At 64.9% G+C, this 20,012-nt stretch carries 18 protein-coding genes; 10 read left to right on the top strand and 8 right to left on the bottom strand.

What is annotated here, in order from left to right; genetic code table 11:
* Window positions 1-101 precede the first annotated feature (101 nt).
* Together E1B25_RS13490 and argE are read left to right on the top strand one after the other, a co-directional pair.
* Window positions 102-1,286, top strand: a complete 1,185-nt coding sequence (locus E1B25_RS13490; RefSeq protein WP_132830040.1) for a M24 family metallopeptidase — start codon at window positions 102-104, stop codon at window positions 1,284-1,286.
* Window positions 1,283-2,467: an acetylornithine deacetylase gene (gene argE, locus E1B25_RS13485; protein ID WP_132830039.1), complete on the top strand. Its 1,185-nt coding sequence runs from the start codon at window positions 1,283-1,285 to the stop codon at window positions 2,465-2,467. The genes E1B25_RS13490 and argE overlap by 4 nt, the downstream gene beginning before the upstream one ends.
* An 88-nt stretch (window positions 2,468-2,555) precedes the next feature.
* On the opposite strand, the gene E1B25_RS13480 is transcribed toward argE, so the two are convergent.
* Window positions 2,556-3,422, bottom strand: coding sequence for a branched-chain amino acid aminotransferase (locus tag E1B25_RS13480; protein WP_132830038.1), 867 nt, complete (start codon window positions 3,420-3,422; stop codon window positions 2,556-2,558).
* Between the two features lie 175 nt (window positions 3,423-3,597).
* Here E1B25_RS13480 and E1B25_RS13475 point away from each other — a divergent pair, with 175 nt between their 5' ends.
* The 6 genes from E1B25_RS13475 to dxs all read left to right on the top strand — a co-directional run bounded on the left by E1B25_RS13475 (window position 3,598) and on the right by dxs (window position 8,915).
* On the top strand, window positions 3,598-4,110 hold the full coding sequence (locus E1B25_RS13475; RefSeq protein ID WP_132830037.1) for a MarR family winged helix-turn-helix transcriptional regulator: 513 nt from the start codon (window positions 3,598-3,600) through the stop codon (window positions 4,108-4,110).
* Window positions 4,107-4,808, top strand: a complete 702-nt coding sequence (locus E1B25_RS13470; protein WP_132830036.1) for a response regulator — start codon at window positions 4,107-4,109, stop codon at window positions 4,806-4,808. The genes E1B25_RS13475 and E1B25_RS13470 overlap by 4 nt, the downstream gene beginning before the upstream one ends.
* Window positions 4,809-4,904: 96 nt before the next feature.
* Window positions 4,905-5,843, top strand: coding sequence for a histone deacetylase family protein (locus tag E1B25_RS13465; protein WP_132830035.1), 939 nt, complete (start codon window positions 4,905-4,907; stop codon window positions 5,841-5,843).
* Window positions 5,840-6,094 (top strand): exodeoxyribonuclease VII small subunit, encoded by a 255-nt coding sequence (locus E1B25_RS13460; protein WP_132830034.1) that lies wholly within the window; start codon window positions 5,840-5,842, stop codon window positions 6,092-6,094. Before E1B25_RS13465 ends, E1B25_RS13460 begins: the two co-directional genes overlap by 4 nt.
* Window positions 6,095-6,961, top strand: a complete 867-nt coding sequence (locus tag E1B25_RS13455; protein WP_132830033.1) for a polyprenyl synthetase family protein — start codon at window positions 6,095-6,097, stop codon at window positions 6,959-6,961. It begins immediately after the preceding gene.
* 25 nt (window positions 6,962-6,986) lie between these two features.
* Complete coding sequence (dxs, locus tag E1B25_RS13450; protein WP_132830032.1) at window positions 6,987-8,915, top strand: 1-deoxy-D-xylulose-5-phosphate synthase; 1,929 nt, start codon at window positions 6,987-6,989, stop codon at window positions 8,913-8,915.
* A 23-nt stretch (window positions 8,916-8,938) separates the two neighbouring features.
* Here dxs and E1B25_RS13445 read toward each other — a convergent pair whose 3' ends face one another.
* Both E1B25_RS13445 and E1B25_RS13440 read right to left on the bottom strand, forming a co-directional pair.
* Entirely contained in the window at window positions 8,939-9,523 is a 585-nt protein-coding gene (locus tag E1B25_RS13445) for an exopolysaccharide biosynthesis protein (RefSeq protein WP_132830031.1), read from the bottom strand.
* Entirely contained in the window at window positions 9,520-10,383 is an 864-nt protein-coding gene (locus E1B25_RS13440; protein ID WP_132830030.1) for an SDR family oxidoreductase, read from the bottom strand. Before E1B25_RS13440 ends, E1B25_RS13445 begins: the two co-directional genes overlap by 4 nt.
* Before the next feature lie 120 nt (window positions 10,384-10,503).
* Here E1B25_RS13440 and queG point away from each other — a divergent pair, with 120 nt between their 5' ends.
* Both queG and E1B25_RS13430 read left to right on the top strand, forming a co-directional pair.
* Entirely contained in the window at window positions 10,504-11,616 is a 1,113-nt protein-coding gene (gene queG / locus E1B25_RS13435; protein WP_132830093.1) for a tRNA epoxyqueuosine(34) reductase QueG, read from the top strand.
* A 74-nt stretch (window positions 11,617-11,690) separates the two neighbouring features.
* Window positions 11,691-13,694, top strand: a complete 2,004-nt coding sequence (locus tag E1B25_RS13430; protein WP_132830029.1) for a hydantoinase/oxoprolinase N-terminal domain-containing protein — start codon at window positions 11,691-11,693, stop codon at window positions 13,692-13,694.
* A gap of 68 nt (window positions 13,695-13,762) precedes the next feature.
* On the opposite strand, the gene E1B25_RS13425 is transcribed toward E1B25_RS13430, so the two are convergent.
* From E1B25_RS13425 to E1B25_RS13405, 5 genes are all read right to left on the bottom strand, one after another.
* Entirely contained in the window at window positions 13,763-14,629 is an 867-nt protein-coding gene (locus E1B25_RS13425; RefSeq protein WP_132830028.1) for a cytochrome c1, read from the bottom strand.
* Window positions 14,630-14,647: 18 nt separating this feature from the next.
* Window positions 14,648-15,991 carry a cytochrome b gene (petB, locus tag E1B25_RS13420; protein ID WP_132830027.1) on the bottom strand — a complete coding sequence of 448 codons (1,344 nt, stop codon included), beginning with the start codon at window positions 15,989-15,991 and terminating at the stop codon, window positions 14,648-14,650.
* A 12-nt stretch (window positions 15,992-16,003) separates the two neighbouring features.
* The gene (petA, locus tag E1B25_RS13415; RefSeq protein WP_132830026.1) at window positions 16,004-16,564 is read right to left on the bottom strand and encodes a ubiquinol-cytochrome c reductase iron-sulfur subunit; all 561 of its coding nucleotides are present in this window, start codon (window positions 16,562-16,564) and stop codon (window positions 16,004-16,006) included.
* Window positions 16,565-16,821: 257 nt separating this feature from the next.
* Window positions 16,822-17,559 carry a hypothetical protein gene (locus tag E1B25_RS13410; protein ID WP_132830025.1) on the bottom strand — a complete coding sequence of 246 codons (738 nt, stop codon included), beginning with the start codon at window positions 17,557-17,559 and terminating at the stop codon, window positions 16,822-16,824.
* 2 nt (window positions 17,560-17,561) lie between these two features.
* A complete protein-coding gene (locus tag E1B25_RS13405; protein ID WP_132830024.1) occupies window positions 17,562-20,012 on the bottom strand; it encodes a Lon protease family protein in 2,451 nt (816 codons plus the stop codon).

Here is a 20,012-nt window from a genome sequence, read left to right as displayed (position 1 = left end):
AGGGCGTTTCGCGCGCTCTGCATTAGGTGAGAAAGTTATTTGTCCGGGCCGTAGCTTGTGCCCTTATGGGCCGACTCCCTGTCTGTTTAACGAGGCGCGAAATGACTGCGAATGACCTGCCGTTTTCCCTTTCCGAATACCAGCGCCGTCTGGATCTGACCCGTCATGAGATGACCGAACGGGGTCTGGATGCGTTGTTTGTCACCGATCCGTCGAATCAGGCTTGGCTGACCGGATATGACGGCTGGTCGTTTTATGTGCATCAGGGCGTGATCATCCTGCCGGATGCCGATCCGATCTGGTGGGGCCGCAATCAGGACGCAAATGGCGCGCTGCGCACCGTCTGGATGGCGGAAGACCGGATCTGGAGCTATGCCGACAATTACGTGCAATCAACGGAACGCCACCCGATGCAGGATCTGTCGGCGCGATTGGCCGGGCTGGGGTTGGAGCAGGCCCGGATCGGCGTCGAGATGGACAATTACTATTTCTCGGCCAAGGCGTTCGAGACCCTCTCGTCGACGCTGTCGCAGGTGTTCTGGGTCGATGCGACCGCGCTGGTGAACTGGCAGCGCGCGGTGAAATCGGCGCCCGAAATCGCCTTCATGCGCAAATCGGCGCAGATTTCGGAAAAGATCATCGACGGGCTGTTGGAACGGGTCGAGCCCGGCGCGCCGAAGAACGAGGTGGTGGCGGAAATCTTTCGCGATGCGATTCGCGGCGTCGAGGGGGCCTGGGGCGATTACCCGGCGATCGTGCCGCTGTTGCCCTCGGGGCCGGACGCCGCCGCGCCGCACCTGACATGGGACGGTCGCCCGTTCGAAACCGGGCATGCCACCTTCTTCGAGGTTTCCGGCTGCTATCGACGCTATCACACGCCGTTTTGCCGCACGATCTTCCTTGGCACGCCACCGGATTTCCTGTTGCGGGCCGAGGCGGCGCTGATCGAAGGGCTGGAAGCCGGGTTAGAGGCCGCGCGGCCGGGCAACCGCGCCTGTGACATCGCCAATGCGCTGGCCGAACCGCTGGAGCGCGCCGGGATCGAGCGCAGTGCGCGCTGTGGCTATCCTATCGGGCTGAGCTATCCGCCCGACTGGGGCGAGCGGACGATTTCGCTGCGTCCGGAGGATGAAACCGTGCTGGAACCGGGCATGACCTTTCATTTCATGCCGGGGCTGTGGATGTTCGACTGGGGGCTTGAGATCACCGAAAGCATCCTGATCCGCGACGAGGGCGCGGCCGAGACCTTTTGCAACCGCCCCAGAAAGATGTTCGTCAAACCATGAGCGCGCGACTGGCCGAAAGCGTGGCGCTGCTGGAGCGTCTGATCGCCTATCCGACCGTTTCGGCGGACAGCAATCTGGCGTTGATCGCCGAATTGGCGCAGCGGCTGGAGGCCTGTGGCGCGCGGGTCGAGCTGTTCAGCGACCGAACCGGGAAAAAGGCCAATCTTTTCGCCAGTATCGGGCCGGACGTGCCCGGTGGCATCGTGCTGTCAGGGCATACCGACGTGGTGCCGGTGGCGGATCAGGACTGGAGCAGCGATCCCTTCACCCTGCGCGAAACCGACGGGCTGCTGTACGGGCGTGGCAGTTGCGACATGAAGGGGTTCATCGCCGCCGCCACGGTGATGGCGCAGGACTTTGCACAGGCAAATCTGCGCCGCCCGGTGCATTTCGCCTTCACCTATGACGAAGAGGTCGGCTGCCTTGGTGCCCGCGCCTTGGTGCCCGAGTTGGAGCGGCGCGGGCTGCGCCCGGCGATGGCCATCATCGGCGAGCCGACCTCGATGCAGGTGATCGAAGGGCACAAGGGCTGTTGCGAATATACCGTGCGGTTTTCCGGGCTCGAGGGGCACGGCTCGTCACCTGAACGCGGGGTGAACGCGGCGGAATATGCGGCGCGCTATGTCACCCGGCTGATCGAGCTGCGCCAGGCGCTGATGCTGCGCGCCCCCGATCCCAGCCGGTTCGATCCGCCCTGGACCACGCTGAACGTCGGACGAATCGCGGGCGGGGTGGCCCATAACGTGATCGCCGGCAAGGCCGAGATCGACTGGGAAATGCGCCCGGTTCAGGACAGCGACGTGGATTTCATCAAAGAGGCGGTGGCGGCCTATGTCGATCATGAACTGCTGCCGGCGATGCGCGCGGTCAGCGAAGAGGCATGGATCGAAACCGAGGTGATCGGCGAGGTCGCCGGGCTGATCCCGATGGAGGAGAACGCGGCGCGCGATCTGGTGGCGCGGCTGGTCGGGGCGAACGGGGCGCATGTGGTGCCGTTCGGCACCGAGGCCGGGTTGTTCCAGAAATTCGGCATGTCGGTGGTGGTCTGTGGGCCGGGCTCGATTGATCAGGCGCACAAGCCGGACGAATTCGTCAGCCTGGATCAGATGCAGGCCTGTCTGGACATGCTGGCGCGGCTCGGCCGGTCGGCAGCGCTGCTCGGCAACGACGGGCAGGCGTAACACTCCCGACCGAGAGCAAACGACAGGGGGGCGCAAAACCGCCCCCCTGCTTCTTCTTGTTAAAAATACTCAAATTCCGCGCTGAATATCAGCTCCGCACCAATTTTTCATAGCTCGCGGAGATGTCGCGGGTCAGCGCGCCGACCTCAAAGGTATAATCGCCGATCTGGCCCACGGCGGTGACCTCGGCGGCGGTGCCGGTCAGCCAGCATTGCTCGAAGCCTTCCAACTCATAGGGTTCGATGTGACGCTCATAGACCCGGATGCCCTTTTCCTTGAGCAGAGCGATCACGGTCTGGCGGGTGATCCCGTTCAGGAAACTGTCGGGCAGCGGTGTGTGCACCTCGCCATCCTTGACGAAAAAGATGTTGGCGCCGGTGCATTCGGCCACATAGCCGCGATAATCCATGAACAGCGCGTCAGAACAGCCTTTGGCCTCGGCCGCATGTTTCGACATGGTGCAGATCATGTAAAGACCGGCGGCCTTGGCGTGCACCGGGATCGTTTCGGGGCTGGGGCGTTTCCATTTCGCGATGTCGAGCTTGGCGCCCGTCATCTTGGCATCGCCATAGTAGTTGCCCCATTCCCAACCGGCCACCGCCAGACGCACCGGGTTGCGGGCCGCCGAAACGCCCATGTCCTCGCCCGCGCCGCGCCAGGCCACCGCCCGCACATAGGCATCGGTCCAGCCGTTGGCCTTGAGCATGGCATATTTCGCCGCCTCGATCTCTTCGACCGAAAACGGGATATCCATATCCAGAAGCTGCGCCGAATTGCGCAGGCGATGGGAATGCTCGACCCCTTTGAAGATCTTGCCGTTGTAACAGCGCTCGCCCTCGAAGACGGCGCTGGCATAGTGCAGGGCGTGGGTCAGAATATGGACGTTCGCCTCGCGCCAGTCGATCAGTTTGCCATCCATCCAGATCTTGCCGTCGCGGTCATCATATCCCGACATGTCACGCTCTCCATTTTCTTGCGTGGTTTCTATTTGTTGCATTGTTACGTCCGAAACGGACATAAAGTTGCGCGAAAGATGCGATTCGATATCGGTTCGGTCTTGGAATGTCAATAAGACTGACGTAAAGTCGGAGCAGGCCAACACCGGGGCCCGCAACAAGGATGGAAAACCAATGACGGCAGGGCGCACGGCGCAGATCCACAGCGGTGAAAGCCTGCTGTTCCTCACCGACGAGCAACTGCGTCAGGGCATCGAGGCGATGTTCTTTGCCTATCGCGGCTTTACCGCCGACCCGGATCGCATTCTGGCCGATATGTCCTATGGCCGGGCGCATCACCGGGCGATCCACTTCATCAACCGCGCGCCGGGCACCACGGTGAACAACCTGCTGACGATCCTTGGCGTCACAAAACAGTCGCTGAACCGGGTGCTGCGCACGCTGATCGCCGACGGGCTGGTCGAAAGCCGGGTCGGGAATCTGGACAAGCGTGAGCGTCATCTCTACCTGACCGAGGCGGGTCATGAGCTGGAATCGAAGCTGTCCGACGCCCAGCGCGCCCGGATGCGCGCCGCCTTTCGCGACACCGGACCCGAGGCGGTGGCCGGATTTCGCAAGGTGCTGGAGGCGATGATGGATACCGATATGCGCCGCAGCTATGCGCGCCTGCGGGACAGCGCGGGATGAGCCGGATGGACGCACACCTGTTGATCGTGGACGACGATGAGCGGATCCGGGATCTGCTGCGCAAATTTCTGATGCGGCACGGGTTTCTGGTCAGCACTGCCCGCGATGCGGCGCATGCGCGCCGGGTGCTGGCGGGGTTGGAGTTTGACCTGATCGTGATGGATGTGATGATGCCGGGCGAGGATGGGGTCAGCCTGACCCGATCGCTGCGCGACACCATCACCACGCCGATCCTGCTGCTGACCGCGCGCGGCGAGACCGAGCATCGTATCGCCGGGCTGGAAGCGGGCGCCGACGACTATCTTGCCAAGCCCTTCGAGCCCAAGGAGCTGCTGTTGCGGATCAACGCGATCCTGCGGCGGATGCCCGACACGCCGGTGGCGCAGACGGTGCCCAAGATCCTGCATCTGGGTCCGATCCGCTATGACATCGAACGCAGCGAGATGTGGCGAGGGGATCAACTGGTGCGCCTGACCGCCACCGAAAGTCAATTGATGCGGATCTTTTCCGCCTGCCCCGGCGAGCCGGTGAACCGGGCCAAGCTGGTCGAGGATCTGGGCCGCGACCGGGGGCAGGCACAGGAACGCGCGGTGGATGTGCAGATCACGCGGTTGCGGCGCAAGATCGAGCCCGACCCGAAACAGCCGCGCTATTTGCAGACCGTGCGCGGCGCGGGCTATATGCTGGCGCCGGACTGAGCGTCACGGTGCCGCTGGGTGGCCCGTTTCGCCTTCGGCGAGAGTATTTTCCGCCAGAAAAAGGGCGCCGGATCGCGCGTACCCTTGGGAGCCTTGATGACCACCGCATTGATCACCCACGCCGACTGTCTGCGGCATGAAACCCCGGAAGGCCACGCCGAGCAGGTAGCGCGGCTTGAGCATGTGCTGGCCGCGCTGGAGCCTTTGGACCTGTTGCGGGTGCGCGCGCCGCTGGCGGCGGACGACGATATTCTGCGGCTGCATCCGAAATCCTATCTGGACGAATTGCGCGAAAAGCTGCCCGAAGAGGGGGCCGAGCCAAGGCTTTTGCAGCTGGACGAGGACACCTGGATGTCGCCCGGATCGCTGAATGCCGCCTATCGCGGGGTCGGCGCGGCGCTGCGGGCGGTTGACATGGTGTTGGCTGGCGAGGTCGGCAACGCGTTCTGCGCCACCCGCCCGCCGGGGCATCACGCCGAGGCCGAGAAACCGATGGGGTTTTGCCTGTTCGGGACCGCCGCGCTGGCGGCGCAATATGCGTTGGACCATCACCGGCTGGCGCGCGTCGCCATCGTGGATTTCGACGTGCATCACGGCAATGGCTCGCAGGAACTGCTGAGCGGTGAGCCGCGCGCGCTGGTGATTACCTCCCAGCAGGTGCCGCTTTGGCCCGGCACCGGCGCGGCGGATGAGACCGGCGGACACAATAACGTGCTGAACCTGCCGTTGCCGCCGGGCAGCGGCAGCGCCGAGATGCGCGCCGTCTGGGGCGGGGCCGCCACCGAGCGGCTGCGCGCGTTCCGGCCTGATCTGATCGTGATCTCGGCCGGGTTCGACGCCCATGCCAACGACCCGCTGGCCCAGCTGGAATGGGAAGACGAGGATTACAGCTGGCTTAGCGCGCATCTGTGCGCCTTGGCGGATGAGCTTTGTGGCGGGCGCATCGTCTCGACTCTTGAAGGCGGGTATGATCTGAACACGCTTGCCAGACTGGCAAGGCGCCATGTGGAAGAATTGATAAAGGCCGCGACATGACTGACACCCCCCCGAGCACCCCCGTCGAAAAGATGAGCTTTGAACAGGCGATGAAAGAGCTGGAGTCGGTGGTTGACCGGCTGGAGCGCGGCGATGTCGCGCTGGAGGAATCGATCGCGCTGTATGACCGCGGCGCCAAGCTGAAGAAACGCTGCGAGGACGAGTTGAAGCGCGCCGAGGAAAAGGTCGCGGCAATCACGCTGGATGGCGAGGGCAACCCGACGGGGACCAAGCCGGTCGAAGGCGCGTAAATGTTTGCCAGGCGGCTGGCCGAGGATGCCGCGCGCATCCAGGCGCATTTTGATCACGTATTGGCCGGGGCCGATCCGCTGCCGGTGACGCAGGCCATGGCCTATGCCACCGAGGGCGGCAAGCGGCTGCGCGGCTTTCTGGTGCTGGAGAGCGCGCGGCTGCACGAGGTGGCCCCGGATCGGTCGATCTGGCCCGCGACGGCGATCGAGGCGCTGCATGCCTATAGTCTGGTGCATGACGACCTGCCCTGCATGGATGACGACGATCTGCGCCGGGGGCGCGCCACGGTGCATCGGCGCTGGGACGAGGGCACGGCGGTTCTGGCCGGGGATGCCTTGCAGGCGCTGGCCTTTGAGCTGGCGGCGCATCCCGACTGCGGCCCCGCATCGGTGCGGGCCGATCTGGCGCTGAGCCTCGCGCGCGCCTCGGGGGCGCAGGGCATGGTGCTGGGTCAGGCGCTGGACATGGCCGCCGAACAGGCCCCCGAGCCGCTGACACTGGCACAGATCACCCGGTTGCAGGCGGGCAAGACCGGGGCGCTGATCGGATGGGCGGCCTGCGCGGGGGCCCGGCTTGCCGGGGCCGAGATCGCGCCGCTTGCCCGATACGCAAGCGCGCTGGGCCTTGCTTTTCAAATCGCCGACGACATCCTTGATGAAGAGGGTGACATGGAAAAGGCCGGCAAACGCCTGCGCAAGGATGCCGAGGCGGGCAAGGCGACCTTTGTCTCGCTGCTGGGGCTGGAGGGCGCCCGGGCGCGCGCGAATGAATTGGTGGCCAAGGCCGAAGCCGCGCTTGACCCTTATGGCCTGCGGGCCGATGCCTTGCGGGAGGCTGCGCGCTTCGTTATCTCGCGCGACAGCTAAACCCCTGCTGCCGGAGGAGGCGCAGATGTCAAACCGACCGAATACACCGCTGCTGGACGAGATCCATAGCCCGGCAGACCTGAAGCGGCTGAGCGACAACCAGCTGATCCAGCTGGCCGCGGAGCTGCGCGCCGAGACCATCTCGGCGGTCAGCGAGACCGGCGGCCATCTGGGCGCCGGGCTGGGCGTGGTCGAGTTGACCGTGGCGCTGCACGCGGTGTTCGATACCCCGCGCGACAAGGTGATCTGGGACGTCGGGCACCAATGTTACCCGCACAAGATCTTGACCGGGCGGCGCGACCGCATCCGCACCCTGCGGCAGAAAAACGGGCTGAGCGGCTTCACCAAACGCAGCGAAAGCCCCTATGACCCGTTCGGGGCGGCGCATAGTTCGACCTCGATCAGTGCCGCGCTGGGCTTTGCCGTGGCGCGCGATCTGGGCGGCGTGGTGCCCGAGGGGCTGGGCGATGCGATTGCCGTGATCGGGGATGGCGCGATGAGCGCCGGCATGGCCTTCGAGGCGATGAACAACGCCGGGCATCTGAAAAAGCGCATGATCGTCATCCTGAACGACAACGAGATGAGCATCGCGCCCCCGGTTGGCGCGCTGTCGTCCTATCTGTCGCGCCTTTATGCAGAAGAACCGTTTCAAGAGCTGAAAGCGGCGGCCAAAGGCGCGGTGTCGCTGCTGCCCGGACCGTTCCGCGAGGGGGCCAAGCGCGCCAAGGACATGCTTAAAGGCATGGCGATGGGCGGCACCTTGTTCGAGGAGATGGGGTTTTCCTATATCGGGCCGATCGACGGCCATGACCTGCACCAGATCCTGCCGATCCTGCGCATGGTCAAAGCACGCGGCACCGGGCCGATCCTGATCCATGCGCTGACCAAAAAGGGCAAGGGCTACGCGCCGGCAGAAGCAGCGCGCGACAAGGGCCACGCGACCGCCAAATTCGACGTTGTGACCGGTGTGCAGAAAAAGACGCCGTCGAACGCGCCCAGCTATACCTCGGTTTTCGGTGAGACGTTGGTGGACGAGGCCGCGCGCGACGACAAGATCGTGGCGGTGACGGCGGCAATGCCGGATGGCACCGGGCTGAACCTGTTTGCGGAACGCTATCCGTCGCGCTGTTTCGATGTCGGGATTGCCGAGCAGCACGGGGTGACGTTTTCCGCCGCGCTGGCAGCGGGCGGGATGAAGCCCTTTTGCACCATGTATTCGACGTTCTTGCAGCGCGGCTATGATCAGGTGGTGCATGACGTCGCGATCCAGCGGTTGCCGGTGCGGTTTGCCATCGACCGGGCCGGGTTGGTCGGGGCCGATGGCGCCACCCATGCCGGGGCGTTCGATGTCGCCTTTCTGGCCAATCTGCCGGGCATGGTGGTGATGGCCGCCGCCGACGAGGCCGAGCTGAAGCACATGATCGCCACCGCCGTCGCCCATGATTCAGGGCCGATCGCCTTTCGCTATCCACGTGGCGAAGGTGTCGGGGTGGAGCTGCCCGAGCGCGGCGAGGTGCTGGAGATCGGCAAGGGCCGGATGATCCGCGAGGGCAGCCGCGTGGCGCTGCTGTCCTTTGGCACCCGGCTGGCCGAGGTTCAGAAGGCCGCCGAGGCGCTGGCGGCACGGGGAATCGCGCCGAGCGTGGCCGATGCCCGATTCGCCAAGCCGCTGGATCGAGATCTGATCCTGTCGCTGGCCGCCGAGCATGAAGCGTTGATCACCATAGAGGAAGGTGCGGTCGGCGGCTTTGGCAGCCATGTGGCGCAGCTTTTGGCCGAAGAGGGCGTGTTCGACACCGGGTTGAAATTCCGCTCCATGGTGCTGCCGGATATCTTTATCGACCAATCCAGCCCCGAAGACATGTATGCGGTGGCCGGGATGAACGCGGCGCAGATCGAAGCCAAGGTGCTGGAGGTTCTGGGCGTGGCCTCGATCGCGGGCAAGCGAGCGTAAGGCGGCGACCGGGCGTCAGCGCCTCACACCAGCGCCATGACCGCCGCCACCCCGGCGCCGCACATGACATAGCCCAGCAGCACATAAAGCCCGTCTCGGGTGAGCAGGCCAAAGGCGATCAGCGCCACCGCCCCCGCGCCGATGGAGGTGACAAAGGGCACCAGTTCCAGCGCCGGCCACATCATCGGGATCACCACGCAAAGCGTAAAGGCCACCAGCCGCGCCGGCCCCCATGTCAGCCCGCGCAGGCGGGCGTGGGAATGCCGGTCGATCCAGCCCGCCGGGCGGCGCAGCCAGCCAATCGCGCTGCGGAACCGCTCGGACCCGATCTGTCGGCGCATCAGTACGCCAGGCAGCCACAGATGCCGCCGCCTCGCCAGACCCTGAACCCCCACCAGCACGATCAAAAACGCCGAGAGCGTCGGCACACCGGGAATGCCCGAGGCGGGCGAGACCAACAGCAGCGCAACGGCCAGGATTACCGGGGTGAAGGATCGCTCGCCCACATGGGTGAGCACGTCAGCCACGCTGACGCTGGGGCCGGTCGCGGCCGCGTCCAGCGCATCGAGCAGGCCGGTCAGGCTGCGGGGCTGGCCCGCGCTGCTCATCCGGTTTGCTCCTGCGCAAGCAGGGCCGCCAACCCCTCGCGGTAGCTTGGGTACAGCAGGCGCACAGCCAGATCGCGCTTGATCCGCTCATTTCTAACCCGCTTGTTCTCGGCATAAAAGCTGCGCGCCATGTCGGACATTTCGGCGGTCTCGAACCGCTCCTCCTGGGGGATCTCCTGCCCCAGCAGGCGGGCGGCCTCGGCGATCACGTCCTCGGGCGGGGCCGGGTCATCATCGCAGACGTTATAGATCGCGCCAGGGTCGGGATGCGCGATGGAGGCGGCGAGCACCTGCGCGATATCGTCCACATGGGCGCGGCTGAACACCTGTCCCGGCTTGACGATACGGCGCGCGGTGCCGGCGCGAACCTTGGCAAAGGGGCCACGTCCGAGGCCATAGATCCCGGCGAGGCGAAAGATATGCAGCGCCAGATTCGGGACGGCAGCCCATTGCGCCTCGGCCCGCACCCGCATCTTGCCACGCGCGGTGGACGGGACGAGCGGGGTTTGCTCATCGACCCAGCCGCCGTGATGGTCGCCATAGACCCCGGTGGTGGAGAGATAACCAACCCATGTCAGGCGCGGGGCAACGCGCGAAATCTCATCCCCCAGCGCGGCCAGCACCGGATCGCCCTCTTGTCCCGGGGATGCGGAAATCAGAAGATGGCTGGCCTCTCGCAGCGCCGGCAGCGGGTCCGTGCCGGACCAGATCAACGGCTCGATCCCCAGCCGGGCCAGCGCGGCGGCGTTTTCCCCGCTCCGCGTGGTGCCACGAATGCGCCAGCCCTGCGCCATCAGGGGGTGACGCGCCAGCGCGCGCGCGCAGTATCCCGCGCCAAGACAAAGAAGCGTGTTGCTCATACCCCCCTAGATGCGTGGCACGGGGGCCGCTTGCAAGCCCCGGCGCGGGGGGTTGATTTTCACCGCGCACTGGGCCCTTTTGGCGCGACACGCGGTGCGCCCGATCCCGACGAGGTGAGCTTGGAACATGATCCGACATATGAGGTGAAAGCCCGCTTGCTGGCGCAGGCGCGGGAAGAGGGATTCGTCGCGGCGCGGATCTGCCGCCCTTGGGACGTGCCCGAGGTGCCCGCGCGGCTCGCCCGTTTTGTCGAGGCCGGGTATCATGGGCAAATGGGCTGGATGGAAGAGCGGATGCACTGGCGCGGCGATCCGCATGCGCTCTGGCCCGAGGCGCGCTCGGTCCTGATGCTTGCCGAAAGTTATACGCCCGGACATGATCCGACAGCGGTTTTGGGTCTGCGCGATCGCGGCGCGATCTCGGTCTATGCGCAGAACCGCGATTATCATGACATCGTCAAGAAACGGCTCAAGCGGTTGGCGCGCTGGCTAATAGACACTGTGGAAAAGGGCGGCAACCGCGACAGCACGACCGGCAAGTGGAGCCCCCTGCCCCAAGGCGGCGACGCGCGGCCAGAGGTCAAGGTCTTTGTCGATACCGCCCCGGTGCCGGAAAAGGCGCTGGCGCAGGCCGCCGGGCTGGGCTGGCAAGGCAAGCACACCAATCTTGTCAGTCGGGATTTTGGCAACTGGGCCTTTTTAGGGTCTATTTTTACAACGCTGGAACTGCCGGTGGATGCGCCGGAACAGGACAATTGCGGATCATGTCGGGCCTGTCTGACGGCCTGTCCGACCGATGCCTTTCCGGCGCCCTATCGGCTCGATGCGCGGCGCTGTATTTCGTATCTTACGATCGAACATCACGGACCGGTGGCGGAAGATCTGCGCGAAAAGCTCGGCAACCGGATCTATGGCTGTGACGATTGTCTGGCCGCCTGCCCGTGGAACAAATTCGCGGTCGCCGCCAGCGACATACGCTATGCCGCGCGGGCAGAGTTGGAAGCCCCACGCCTGGCAGACCTGGCGCAGTTGGATGATGCCGCATTCCGGGCGCTGTTTTCCGGCAGCCCGGTCAAACGGATCGGCCGCGACCGGTTTGTGCGCAATGTGCTTTATGCCATTGGCAATTCGGGGGATGTGGCATTGACCGAGGTCGCGCAGGGCCTGATGGGCGATCCTGACGCGGCGGTGGCCGACGCCGCGCAGTGGGCGGCACGACGGCTTGCGCGATGACGCAAACGGGCGCGACGCAGCGCGAACGCCCCGTTTAGAGATCGAATTCAGAGACAAACATTGGAGGATCTGGCATGGCGCTGGCGTTGGGTGTGGATACGGGCGGAACCTATACCGATGCGGTGCTGATCCGCGACGAGGCCGTCGTCGTGGCAAGTGCCAAGGCCCTGACCACCCGCCACGATCTGGCGCTGGGGGTCGGCGCGGCGGTGCGCGCGGTTCTGGCCGAGGCCGGGGTGGGCCCGGGCGACATCGGGCTGGCCGCGCTGTCGACCACATTGGCCACCAATGCGCTGGTCGAAGGCCAAGGCGGGCGCGTGGCGCTGATCCTTGTCGGGTTTCGCCCCACGGACCCCGAACGCCCCGACCTGCGCGAGGCACTGGCGGGAGATCCCGCATGTGTCATCGCGGGCGGGCACAGCCACGCCGGAACCGAGGCCGCGCCCTTGGATGTTGCGACTCTGAATGAATTTTTAGAGACTGAATCCGGCATTTCCGGATATGCCGTTGCCGGGCTGTTCGCCACCCGCAACCCAGCGCATGAACAGGCCGTCGCGCAGATCATTTCCGAGCGAACCGGCCGCCCAGTCACCTGTTCGCACCAGCTTTCTGCGCGGCTGAACGGGCCGAAACGGGCGGTGACGGCGGTGCTGAACGCCCGGTTGATTGGCATGATCGACCGGCTGATCGGGCGCGCGAGCGATGTGCTGCGCGAGATCGGGGTAACGGCGCCGCTGATGGTGGTGCGCGGCGATGGCGCGTTGATGAGCGCGCAACAGGCCCGAACCCGGCCAATAGAGACGATTCTAAGCGGACCGGCGGCCTCGATCGTGGGCGCGCGCTGGTTGACCGGCGCGCAAGAGGCCATCGTGTCCGACATCGGGGGCACCACCACGGATGTCGCGGTGATTCGGAACGGACGGCCCGCGATCGACCCGGACGGGGCGCAGGTTGGCGGGCACCGCACCATGGTCGAAGCGGTGGCGATGCGCACCACCGGTCTGGGCGGCGACAGCGAGGTGCGGATGCGCGCCATGGGGTTGGCAGGGGGCGTCACGCTTGGCCCGCGCCGCGTGCTTCCTATCGCGCTGATCGCGACAGAGACGGGCGCAGAGGTTTTTGCAACACTGGAGGCACAATTGCGCAATCCGGTTGCGGGCGAGCACGACGCCCGCTTTGCTCGCGCGGTGCCCGGCATGGAGGCGGAGCGGCTGGGACCGCGCGAGGCGCTGCTACTGGAGCGTTTGGGCGATACGGTGCTGCCGCTGTCGCGATTGTTGCGCACACGCATGGATCAGAGCGCGTTGGACCGGCTGGTGAACCGGGGTCTGGTGCAGCTTGCCGGCGTCACCCCGACGGACGCGAGCCATGTACTGGGCCAGCTCGACAGCTGGGACGGCACCGCGGCGCGGGTGGCGCTGGAACTGATGGCGCGCAAGCGCACCGGCGATGGTGGGCAGCTAGCCGACGGGGCAGAGCCGCTCGCCCGGATGATTGTCGATCAGCTTACCGAACAGACTGTATTGGCCCTGTTAGAGACTTCTTTTTCCGAGGAGGGCGAGAGCTTTTCCCAGGCTCCGGCGGATCTGGCGCGCCATGTGCTGCTGCGCAAAGGGCTGGACGGGCATCGCGGTTTGCTGGCGCTGGATGCCCGGCTAAACTGCGACGTGATCGGGCTGGGGGCCTCGGCCGCCTGTTATTACCCGGCGGTGGGCACGCGCCTGCGCTGCACGATGGTGCTACCACCCCATGCGGGCGTGGCCAATGCCATCGGCGCAGTGGTTGGGCGGGTGACGGTGCGGCGCAGCGGTACGATCACGGTGCCGTCCGAAGGGCGGTTTCGCGCCCATCTGGAGACGGGGCCGGAAGATTTCCCGGACCCGGAGGCGGCACTGGCCCATCTTGAAGCCGCCCTGCGGGCCGAGGCCGCGCGTGCCGCGCGTGCCGCTGGGGCGCAAGGAGTCCATGTCAGCGTCGCCCACGACATCCGCACCGCGCAGGTAGAGGCGCGCGCCGTCTTCGTCGAGGCGACCCTCACGGCCGAGGCCAGCGGGCGGCCACGGGTGGCGACAGAGTAAGCCCCAGACAAAGAAAACCCCCGCCCAATGGGCAGGGGTTCAAACCGTGTGCGTCGTAGCGACCCTGATCAGTGGTCGTTGCGCTTGCCCTTGATCGGGGCCCAGATCCGCTTGTTGGTCAGGTAAAGCAGAACCGACAGGATGGTCAGGAACAATACGCCAACAAGGCCAGCTTGTTTGCGCGCCATCATCTTGGGCTCTGCCGCCCACATCAGGAACGCTGCGACGTCCTGTGTCTCATGGTGCAGCTCGTTCGAGTGACCATCGGCGAAATCGATATCCTCGCCCGAAAGGGGCGGCGCCATTGCGATCCACGATCCCGGTGCCTTGCGGCCGATCTCGATCCCGTGCTCGTCATAGATCTTGCACTCGTCAGGATAGCCACCGGGGGCAAAAACAGTGTTGTAATAGCCGGTGAAATCCTCAGGTGCGCAATCCGGGGCGTCCGCATAGCCGTTCAGGATCGAGGCGATGTACTCCGGCCCGCCGATCCCCCTGAGGAACTGGTTGATCCCGGTGCCGTAAGGGCCGTGGAACCCGGCGCGGGCCTTGGCCATCATGCTGAGATCCGGAGCGCCGGCCGAGGTATTGGCCGGGAAGTGGTCGACCGGTTTGGCCGGACGGAAATCGTCAAGCTCGGCGTCGAACACTTCAAAGTTCTGCGCCGCATAGGCGCGGACCTGATCCGCGGGCAGGTTCGGCCCGCCCGCATCAGACAGCGACCGGATCGGAACCTGTTTCATCCCATGGCAGGCGGCGCAGACCTCGGTATAGATCTGCAACCCGCGCTGGAGTTGGTTCTGGTCGTATTTGCCGAACGGCCCCTCGAACGAGAAGGCGAAATCTTCGACGTGGCCACCCGCGCCGGCCGCGATAGACGCGGCCGGGGCAAGAGCCAAGGCAAAGGCGGCACCGATTGCAAGTTTCTTGAACATTTTAGTCGGTCCCTTTTCTTACTCGGCGGCGGTGACTTCGGGCGCTGAAGCGTCCGACGACTTGCCATAATGAGCCGCGAAATCATCTTCGATCGTGGCCGGGATTGCGCTTGGCTTTTCGATCACGCCGAGGATCGGCAGAATGACCAGGAAGTAGGCGAACCAATAGCCCGAAGCGATCAGGGAGATCGAGGCATAGGGTTCCTCTGCCGGCATGGACCCGAGCCACATCAGCGTGATGAAGTCGATGACCAGCAGATAGAACCACCATTTGAACATCGGCCGATAGGACCCGGACCGCACCGAAGAGGTGTCGAGCCAAGGCGTCAGCGCCATTGCCAAAATCGCACCGAACATCGCGATCACACCAAAGAACTTGGCGTCGACGATACCGCCGGTGATGAACGAGGCGAATTGAACCACCCAGACTTCAGAGGTGAAGGCCCGCAGGATTGCGTAGAACGGCAGGAAGTACCATTCCGGCACGATGTGCGACGGCGTCACCAACGGGTTTGCCTCGATATAGTTATCGGGGTGGCCCAGATAGTTCGGCATGAAGCCCACGACCGCCCAGAAGATCACCAGCACGATCGACAGGCCGACAAGATCCTTGATCACGAAATACGGCCAGAACGGCAGCGTGTCTTTCTTGACCTCTTCCTTCGAGCCGCGGCGCACTTCGACCCCGGTGGGGTTGTTGTTGCCGGTGGTGTGGAAGGCCCAGATATGCACGACAACCAGCGCCGCGATCACAAAGGGCAGGAGATAGTGCAGCGAGAAGAAGCGGTTCAGCGTGGCGTTGTCCACGGCTGGCCCACCCAGCAACCAGGTCTGGATCGATTCGCCGACCAGCGGGATCGCCCCGAACAGGCCGGTGATCACGGTGGCGCCCCAGAACGACATCTGACCCCAAGGCAGCACATAACCCATGAAGGCGGTGCCCATCATCGCCAGATAGATCAACATGCCGATGATCCAGGTGATCTCACGCGGGGCTTTGTACGAGCCGTAGAACAGGCCGCGGAACAGGTGGATATAGACGGCAACAAAGAACAGCGACGCGCCGTTGGCATGCAGATACCGCAGCATGTGGCCGCCATTCACGTCGCGCATGATATGCTCGACACTGGCAAAGGCCATGTCCACGTGCGGGGTGTAGTGCATCACCAGAACGATGCCGGTGACAATTTGCAGCACCAGGCAGAATGCCAGAACGATGCCCCAGATCCACCACCAGTTCAGGTTTTTCGGGGTCGGGATCATGATGGTGTTGTAAAGCAGCCCGACGATCGGCAGGCGGCTGTCCAGCCACTTTTCGCCTTTGGTCTTGGGCTCGTAATGGTCGTGCGGAATTCCGGACATATTTGCGTTCCCTTAACCCAGCTTAATCGTGGTGTCGTCGACGAACTCGGTCATCGGTATATGCAGGTTTTGCGGCGCCGGCCCTTTGCGGATACGCCCCGCAGTGTCGTAGTGCGAGCCGTGGCAGGGGCAGAACCAGCCATTGAAGTCGCCCGAGTTATCGCCCAGCGGCACACAGCCCAGATGGGTGCAGACCCCCATCATCACCAGCCATTCGCCCGCCTCGTCGAGGGTGCGGTTCTGGTCCGAGGCATCGGTGCCCGGCTTGTTCGGGTTTTCAGACAGCGGATCGACCAGATCGGCCAGCGCCACTTCGCGGCCTTGCGCGATCTCTTCCTCGGTGCGGCGGCGAATAAACACCGGCTTGCCAAGGAATTTCACGCTGATCTGGGTGCCGGTCTCGACGCCGCTCACATCGACGCGGATCGACGACATCGCCTGCACATCAGCTGAAGGGTTCATTTGGTTGACCAGCGGCCAGATGGCAGCCCCGGCGGTCACGGCACCAGCGCCTGCAGTGGCGTAATAGAGGAAATCCCTCCGGGTGCCTTCGTGGTCTTCTGCGTGGGACACGAGGTTTTCTCCGATTCCTGCGCCCGCAAGGGGCAAATATGCGCGTACACCGCTGCATACCCATGCTTAAGGACGGTGTCTCACCGCGGGTATCTAACGCTGTGAAACCGGTTCGTCCAGCGTGTTTGGCGGTTCAAGAAGTCGCATACGTGGCCGTTTGACGCAGTTTGGTCACACCATTGGCACCGCATTGGCAGCATCCCGGCCCGGCGCATCAGGTCTCGGGCCCCCGAATGAGCCCCGAACACGCCGGAAAACTAGCCCGCCTGCCCCGGCGGTGGTTGGGGAATCTGCGTGCTGTATTCGACCAGGCTGGGGATGCCCGCGGCCCCCAGAACAAGGATCGGGCAGCGCGCGGCGGCCAGCAGCGCGCGGATCTGCGCGGCGGTGCGAAATGGCCCGGCACCGGCGTCGATCACTACCGCAGCGGCATGGACCCGTTCTAGCCGCGCCAGAATGTCGGCCTCGGGCAGGGTATCCGCGATCAACTCGGCCCCGGTGCCCAGCGATCGCGCCAAGCCTTCGGTCAACTCCCCGACACCGTCGCCGCCCGCAGCGGCACCGTGAAAGACGCCGACCACCCGGCCCGCATGCGCGCCCGAGGGCAGATGGCCGATCAACAGCCAGTCCCAGCTATGGGCAACATTGCAAAGCCCGGCAACCGGTTCCCCCGGCGCGCGCTCAAAGCTCCAGCGCAGGGCGCGGCGTGCGGCGAGTTGGATCAGTCGGTCGCGAAAGGCACGGGCATCGCTGCGCCACATCAGGCGCAGAACCTGACGCGACGGGGCGGTGCCGATTGCCCCGCGCGGGCTGACCAACGCGCTCGTCCGTGGGGTGGCGGCCTCCATCACCTCGCGATCCTCAAGGAACAGCCCGCCGATATCGGTGATGCCGACGCCGGACAACAGATCGAGGATCGCCAGCGCGGCGCGGGCGTCGGCGAAACTGCCTGCCCCCACCAGAATGCGTTTATGACCCGGGCCCGGCGCCGCCATGATCAGCCCCCCTGCCCCGTCGGCTTGGCGGATTGGCTGAATTTCAACCGCTGCTCGGCAAAGCCACGCAACCGGGCCTCGGCCAGCCCGTTGACCGTGTCGGGCGGAAAGCCCCCGTCCGGCCCCCGTGCGCCCGGATCGCGTCCGGTCAGCACCCCCAGCCCCTCGTCTATGGTTGAAATGGCAATCACCCGGAACTGGCCGTCGCGCACCGCCTCGACCACATCCTGACGCAACATCAGATGATCGACATTCGCCGCAGGAATCATCACCCCCTGATCGCCGGTCAGCCCCTGATCAAGGCAGGTTTCAAAAAAGCCCTCGATCTTTTCGTTGACCCCGCCAATGGCCTGAATCTGGCCATTCTGGTTGACCGATCCGGTCACGCCAAAGCCCTGATGGATCGGCACGCCCGACAGCGAGGAAATCAGCGCGAACAGTTCCGCCGCCGAGGCGCTGTCGCCGTCGACGCCGCCATAGCTTTGTTCGAACACCAGACTGGCCTGCAACGAAAACGGCACGTCGAGCGCATAGGTCGAACTCAGGTAGCCCGACAGGATCAACACCCCCTTGGAATGTAGCGGCCCGCCCAGCTCGACCTCGCGTTCGATGTCGATCAGCTTGCCGCTGCCCATACGGGTGCGGGCGGTGATTCGCGCCGGTCGCCCGAACAGGTATCCGCCCAGCCCGATCACCGACAGCCCGTTGACCTGACCAACCGCCTCGCCCGAAGTGTCGATCAGGAGGGTCTTGCGGCGCACCATCTCGCGCATCCGGTCCTTGATCCGCGAGGCGCGACGGTCGGCCTGCTGCACCGCGTGCTCCACATCCTCGGCGATGACGATGTCCCGCGCGCCCTCACCGGCATAATGGTCGGCCTCGCGCAGCAGATCCGCCAGCGCGCCCAGATGCAGGCTGAGCTTGCTGGCGTCCTCGGCCCGTCGCACCGCCTCGTCCATCAGCCGCGCCACCCCCCCGGCCGAGACCGGGCGCAACCCGTTCCTAGCGGCGCGCGTCCCGATCACCCGGGCAAACAGCGCCTGAGTATCATCGCTGCGCGCGATGCTTTCCTCGAAATCGGCCTGCAGCTTGAACAGTTCGCCGAAATCCGGGTCCAGCGTGATCAGCATCGCATAAAGCATCCGATCCCCGATCAGCACGACGCGCACGTTCATCGGAATCGGGTCCGGCTCCAGCGAGGTGGTGGAGATCAGGCTGAGCCGTTCCCCCAGCGAGGTGATGGGAATCGATTCGCTTTGCAGACATTGCTTCAGCGTCGGCCATGCCATCGGCTCGGACAGCAGGCGGCGCGCGTCCAAAATCAGATAACCCCCATTGGCACGATGCAGCGCACCGGGCTTTATCATGGTGAAATCGGTCATCAGCGCGCCCATCTGCGAGACATGCTCGATCCTGCCCGCCAGTCGGTCGAGCGTGGGCAGATCCTCGGTCTCCAGCGGTGCGCCGCGCGGCGCGTCCCCCTCGCGGGTGACCATGACGTTTACCATATAACGCTGGAACGCCGGATTGCTGTGCGCCTTGTGCACTGATTCGGGGAACGGCCCGTCGGGCTGTTGCTGGGTCACAGCAAGGAACATCTCGGCATTGCCGATCATGTCCTCCTCGACCGTGGCCAGATAGGCCTGCACCACCTCGATATCGGCAAAGGCGTCGCGCGCCTCGCGCAGGCGCGACGACACCACTTCGCCCACCATCCCGGCATTCAGCGCCTCGATCCGGCGGCGGCGTTCGCGGTCAAGCTTGGGGGCGTTGCGCAGGATTTCCGAAAGCTCGACTTGCAACCGGTTGATCTTTTCCTCGATCGTTTTGCGTTCGTCCTCCGGCAGCGCATCGAACCGGTCGGTCTTGACCACCTCGCCATCCTTGATCGCGGTCAGCATGATGCCCATCGGCGTGCGCATCATCGCCACATCTTCGGACTTGGCCTTTTCCGCAAAGGCCGCCATCGTGTGTTCCTGCTGTTCGCCGAATTCCTCGTTTATGACGCGGCTGGCGGCCTGATAATCGTCGGATTCGAACAGTGCCGCGATGTCGATCGCCAGATCATCCACCACGTCCTGCATTTCCAACGCCAGCTTGCGCGCGACCCCCGGCGGCAGGCGCAGCGCGCAGGGCTTGTGCGGTGCGTCGAAGTTGTTGACGTAGGCCCAGTCGTCGGGCTCCGCCAAAGTGGCGGCATGTTCGCGAAGATAGGTCGTCACCGAATCATGCCGCCCCATCCCCGGCGGCCCCTGCACGAACAGGTTGAAATCGCTGGCGCGCATGCCCGCGGCAAGGCGGATCGCCTCCATCGCCCGGTCCTGCCCGATCAGCCCGTCGAGCGGCTCCAGCTCTGCCGTGGTGGCAAAGCCGAGGCTGGCGGGATCGCAGGACGACCGCAGCTTTTCGACGCCGACCAGCTGGCCGTGTTCGGTTTGCGCTTTCTCAGACAT

The organism is Antarcticimicrobium sediminis (assembly GCF_004348975.1).
In the GTDB taxonomy this organism is placed as follows: domain Bacteria; phylum Pseudomonadota; class Alphaproteobacteria; order Rhodobacterales; family Rhodobacteraceae; genus Antarcticimicrobium; species Antarcticimicrobium sediminis.
Note: the sequence above shows the minus strand (reverse complement) of the source record. Positions and strands in the feature narration are given on the sequence as shown.

Bases quoted from the DNA above. Each gene is read 5' to 3' on its own strand.
- E1B25_RS13490 (WP_132830040.1), top strand. From the start codon at position 102: ATGACTGCGAATGACCTGCCGTTTTCCCTTTCCGAATACCAGCGCCGT.
- argE (WP_132830039.1), top strand. From the start codon at position 1,283: ATGAGCGCGCGACTGGCCGAAAGCGTGGCGCTGCTGGAGCGTCTGATC.
- E1B25_RS13480 (WP_132830038.1), bottom strand. From the start codon at position 3,422: ATGTCGGGATATGATGACCGCGACGGCAAGATCTGGATGGATGGCAAA.
- E1B25_RS13475 (WP_132830037.1), top strand. From the start codon at position 3,598: ATGACGGCAGGGCGCACGGCGCAGATCCACAGCGGTGAAAGCCTGCTG.
- E1B25_RS13470 (WP_132830036.1), top strand. From the start codon at position 4,107: ATGAGCCGGATGGACGCACACCTGTTGATCGTGGACGACGATGAGCGG.
- E1B25_RS13465 (WP_132830035.1), top strand. From the start codon at position 4,905: ATGACCACCGCATTGATCACCCACGCCGACTGTCTGCGGCATGAAACC.
- E1B25_RS13460 (WP_132830034.1), top strand. From the start codon at position 5,840: ATGACTGACACCCCCCCGAGCACCCCCGTCGAAAAGATGAGCTTTGAA.
- E1B25_RS13455 (WP_132830033.1), top strand. From the start codon at position 6,095: ATGTTTGCCAGGCGGCTGGCCGAGGATGCCGCGCGCATCCAGGCGCAT.
- dxs (WP_132830032.1), top strand. From the start codon at position 6,987: ATGTCAAACCGACCGAATACACCGCTGCTGGACGAGATCCATAGCCCG.
- E1B25_RS13445 (WP_132830031.1), bottom strand. From the start codon at position 9,523: ATGAGCAGCGCGGGCCAGCCCCGCAGCCTGACCGGCCTGCTCGATGCG.
- E1B25_RS13440 (WP_132830030.1), bottom strand. From the start codon at position 10,383: ATGAGCAACACGCTTCTTTGTCTTGGCGCGGGATACTGCGCGCGCGCG.
- E1B25_RS13430 (WP_132830029.1), top strand. From the start codon at position 11,691: ATGGCGCTGGCGTTGGGTGTGGATACGGGCGGAACCTATACCGATGCG.
- E1B25_RS13425 (WP_132830028.1), bottom strand. From the start codon at position 14,629: ATGTTCAAGAAACTTGCAATCGGTGCCGCCTTTGCCTTGGCTCTTGCC.
- petB (WP_132830027.1), bottom strand. From the start codon at position 15,991: ATGTCCGGAATTCCGCACGACCATTACGAGCCCAAGACCAAAGGCGAA.
- E1B25_RS13410 (WP_132830025.1), bottom strand. From the start codon at position 17,559: ATGGCGGCGCCGGGCCCGGGTCATAAACGCATTCTGGTGGGGGCAGGC.
- E1B25_RS13405 (WP_132830024.1), bottom strand. From the start codon at position 20,012: ATGTCTGAGAAAGCGCAAACCGAACACGGCCAGCTGGTCGGCGTCGAA.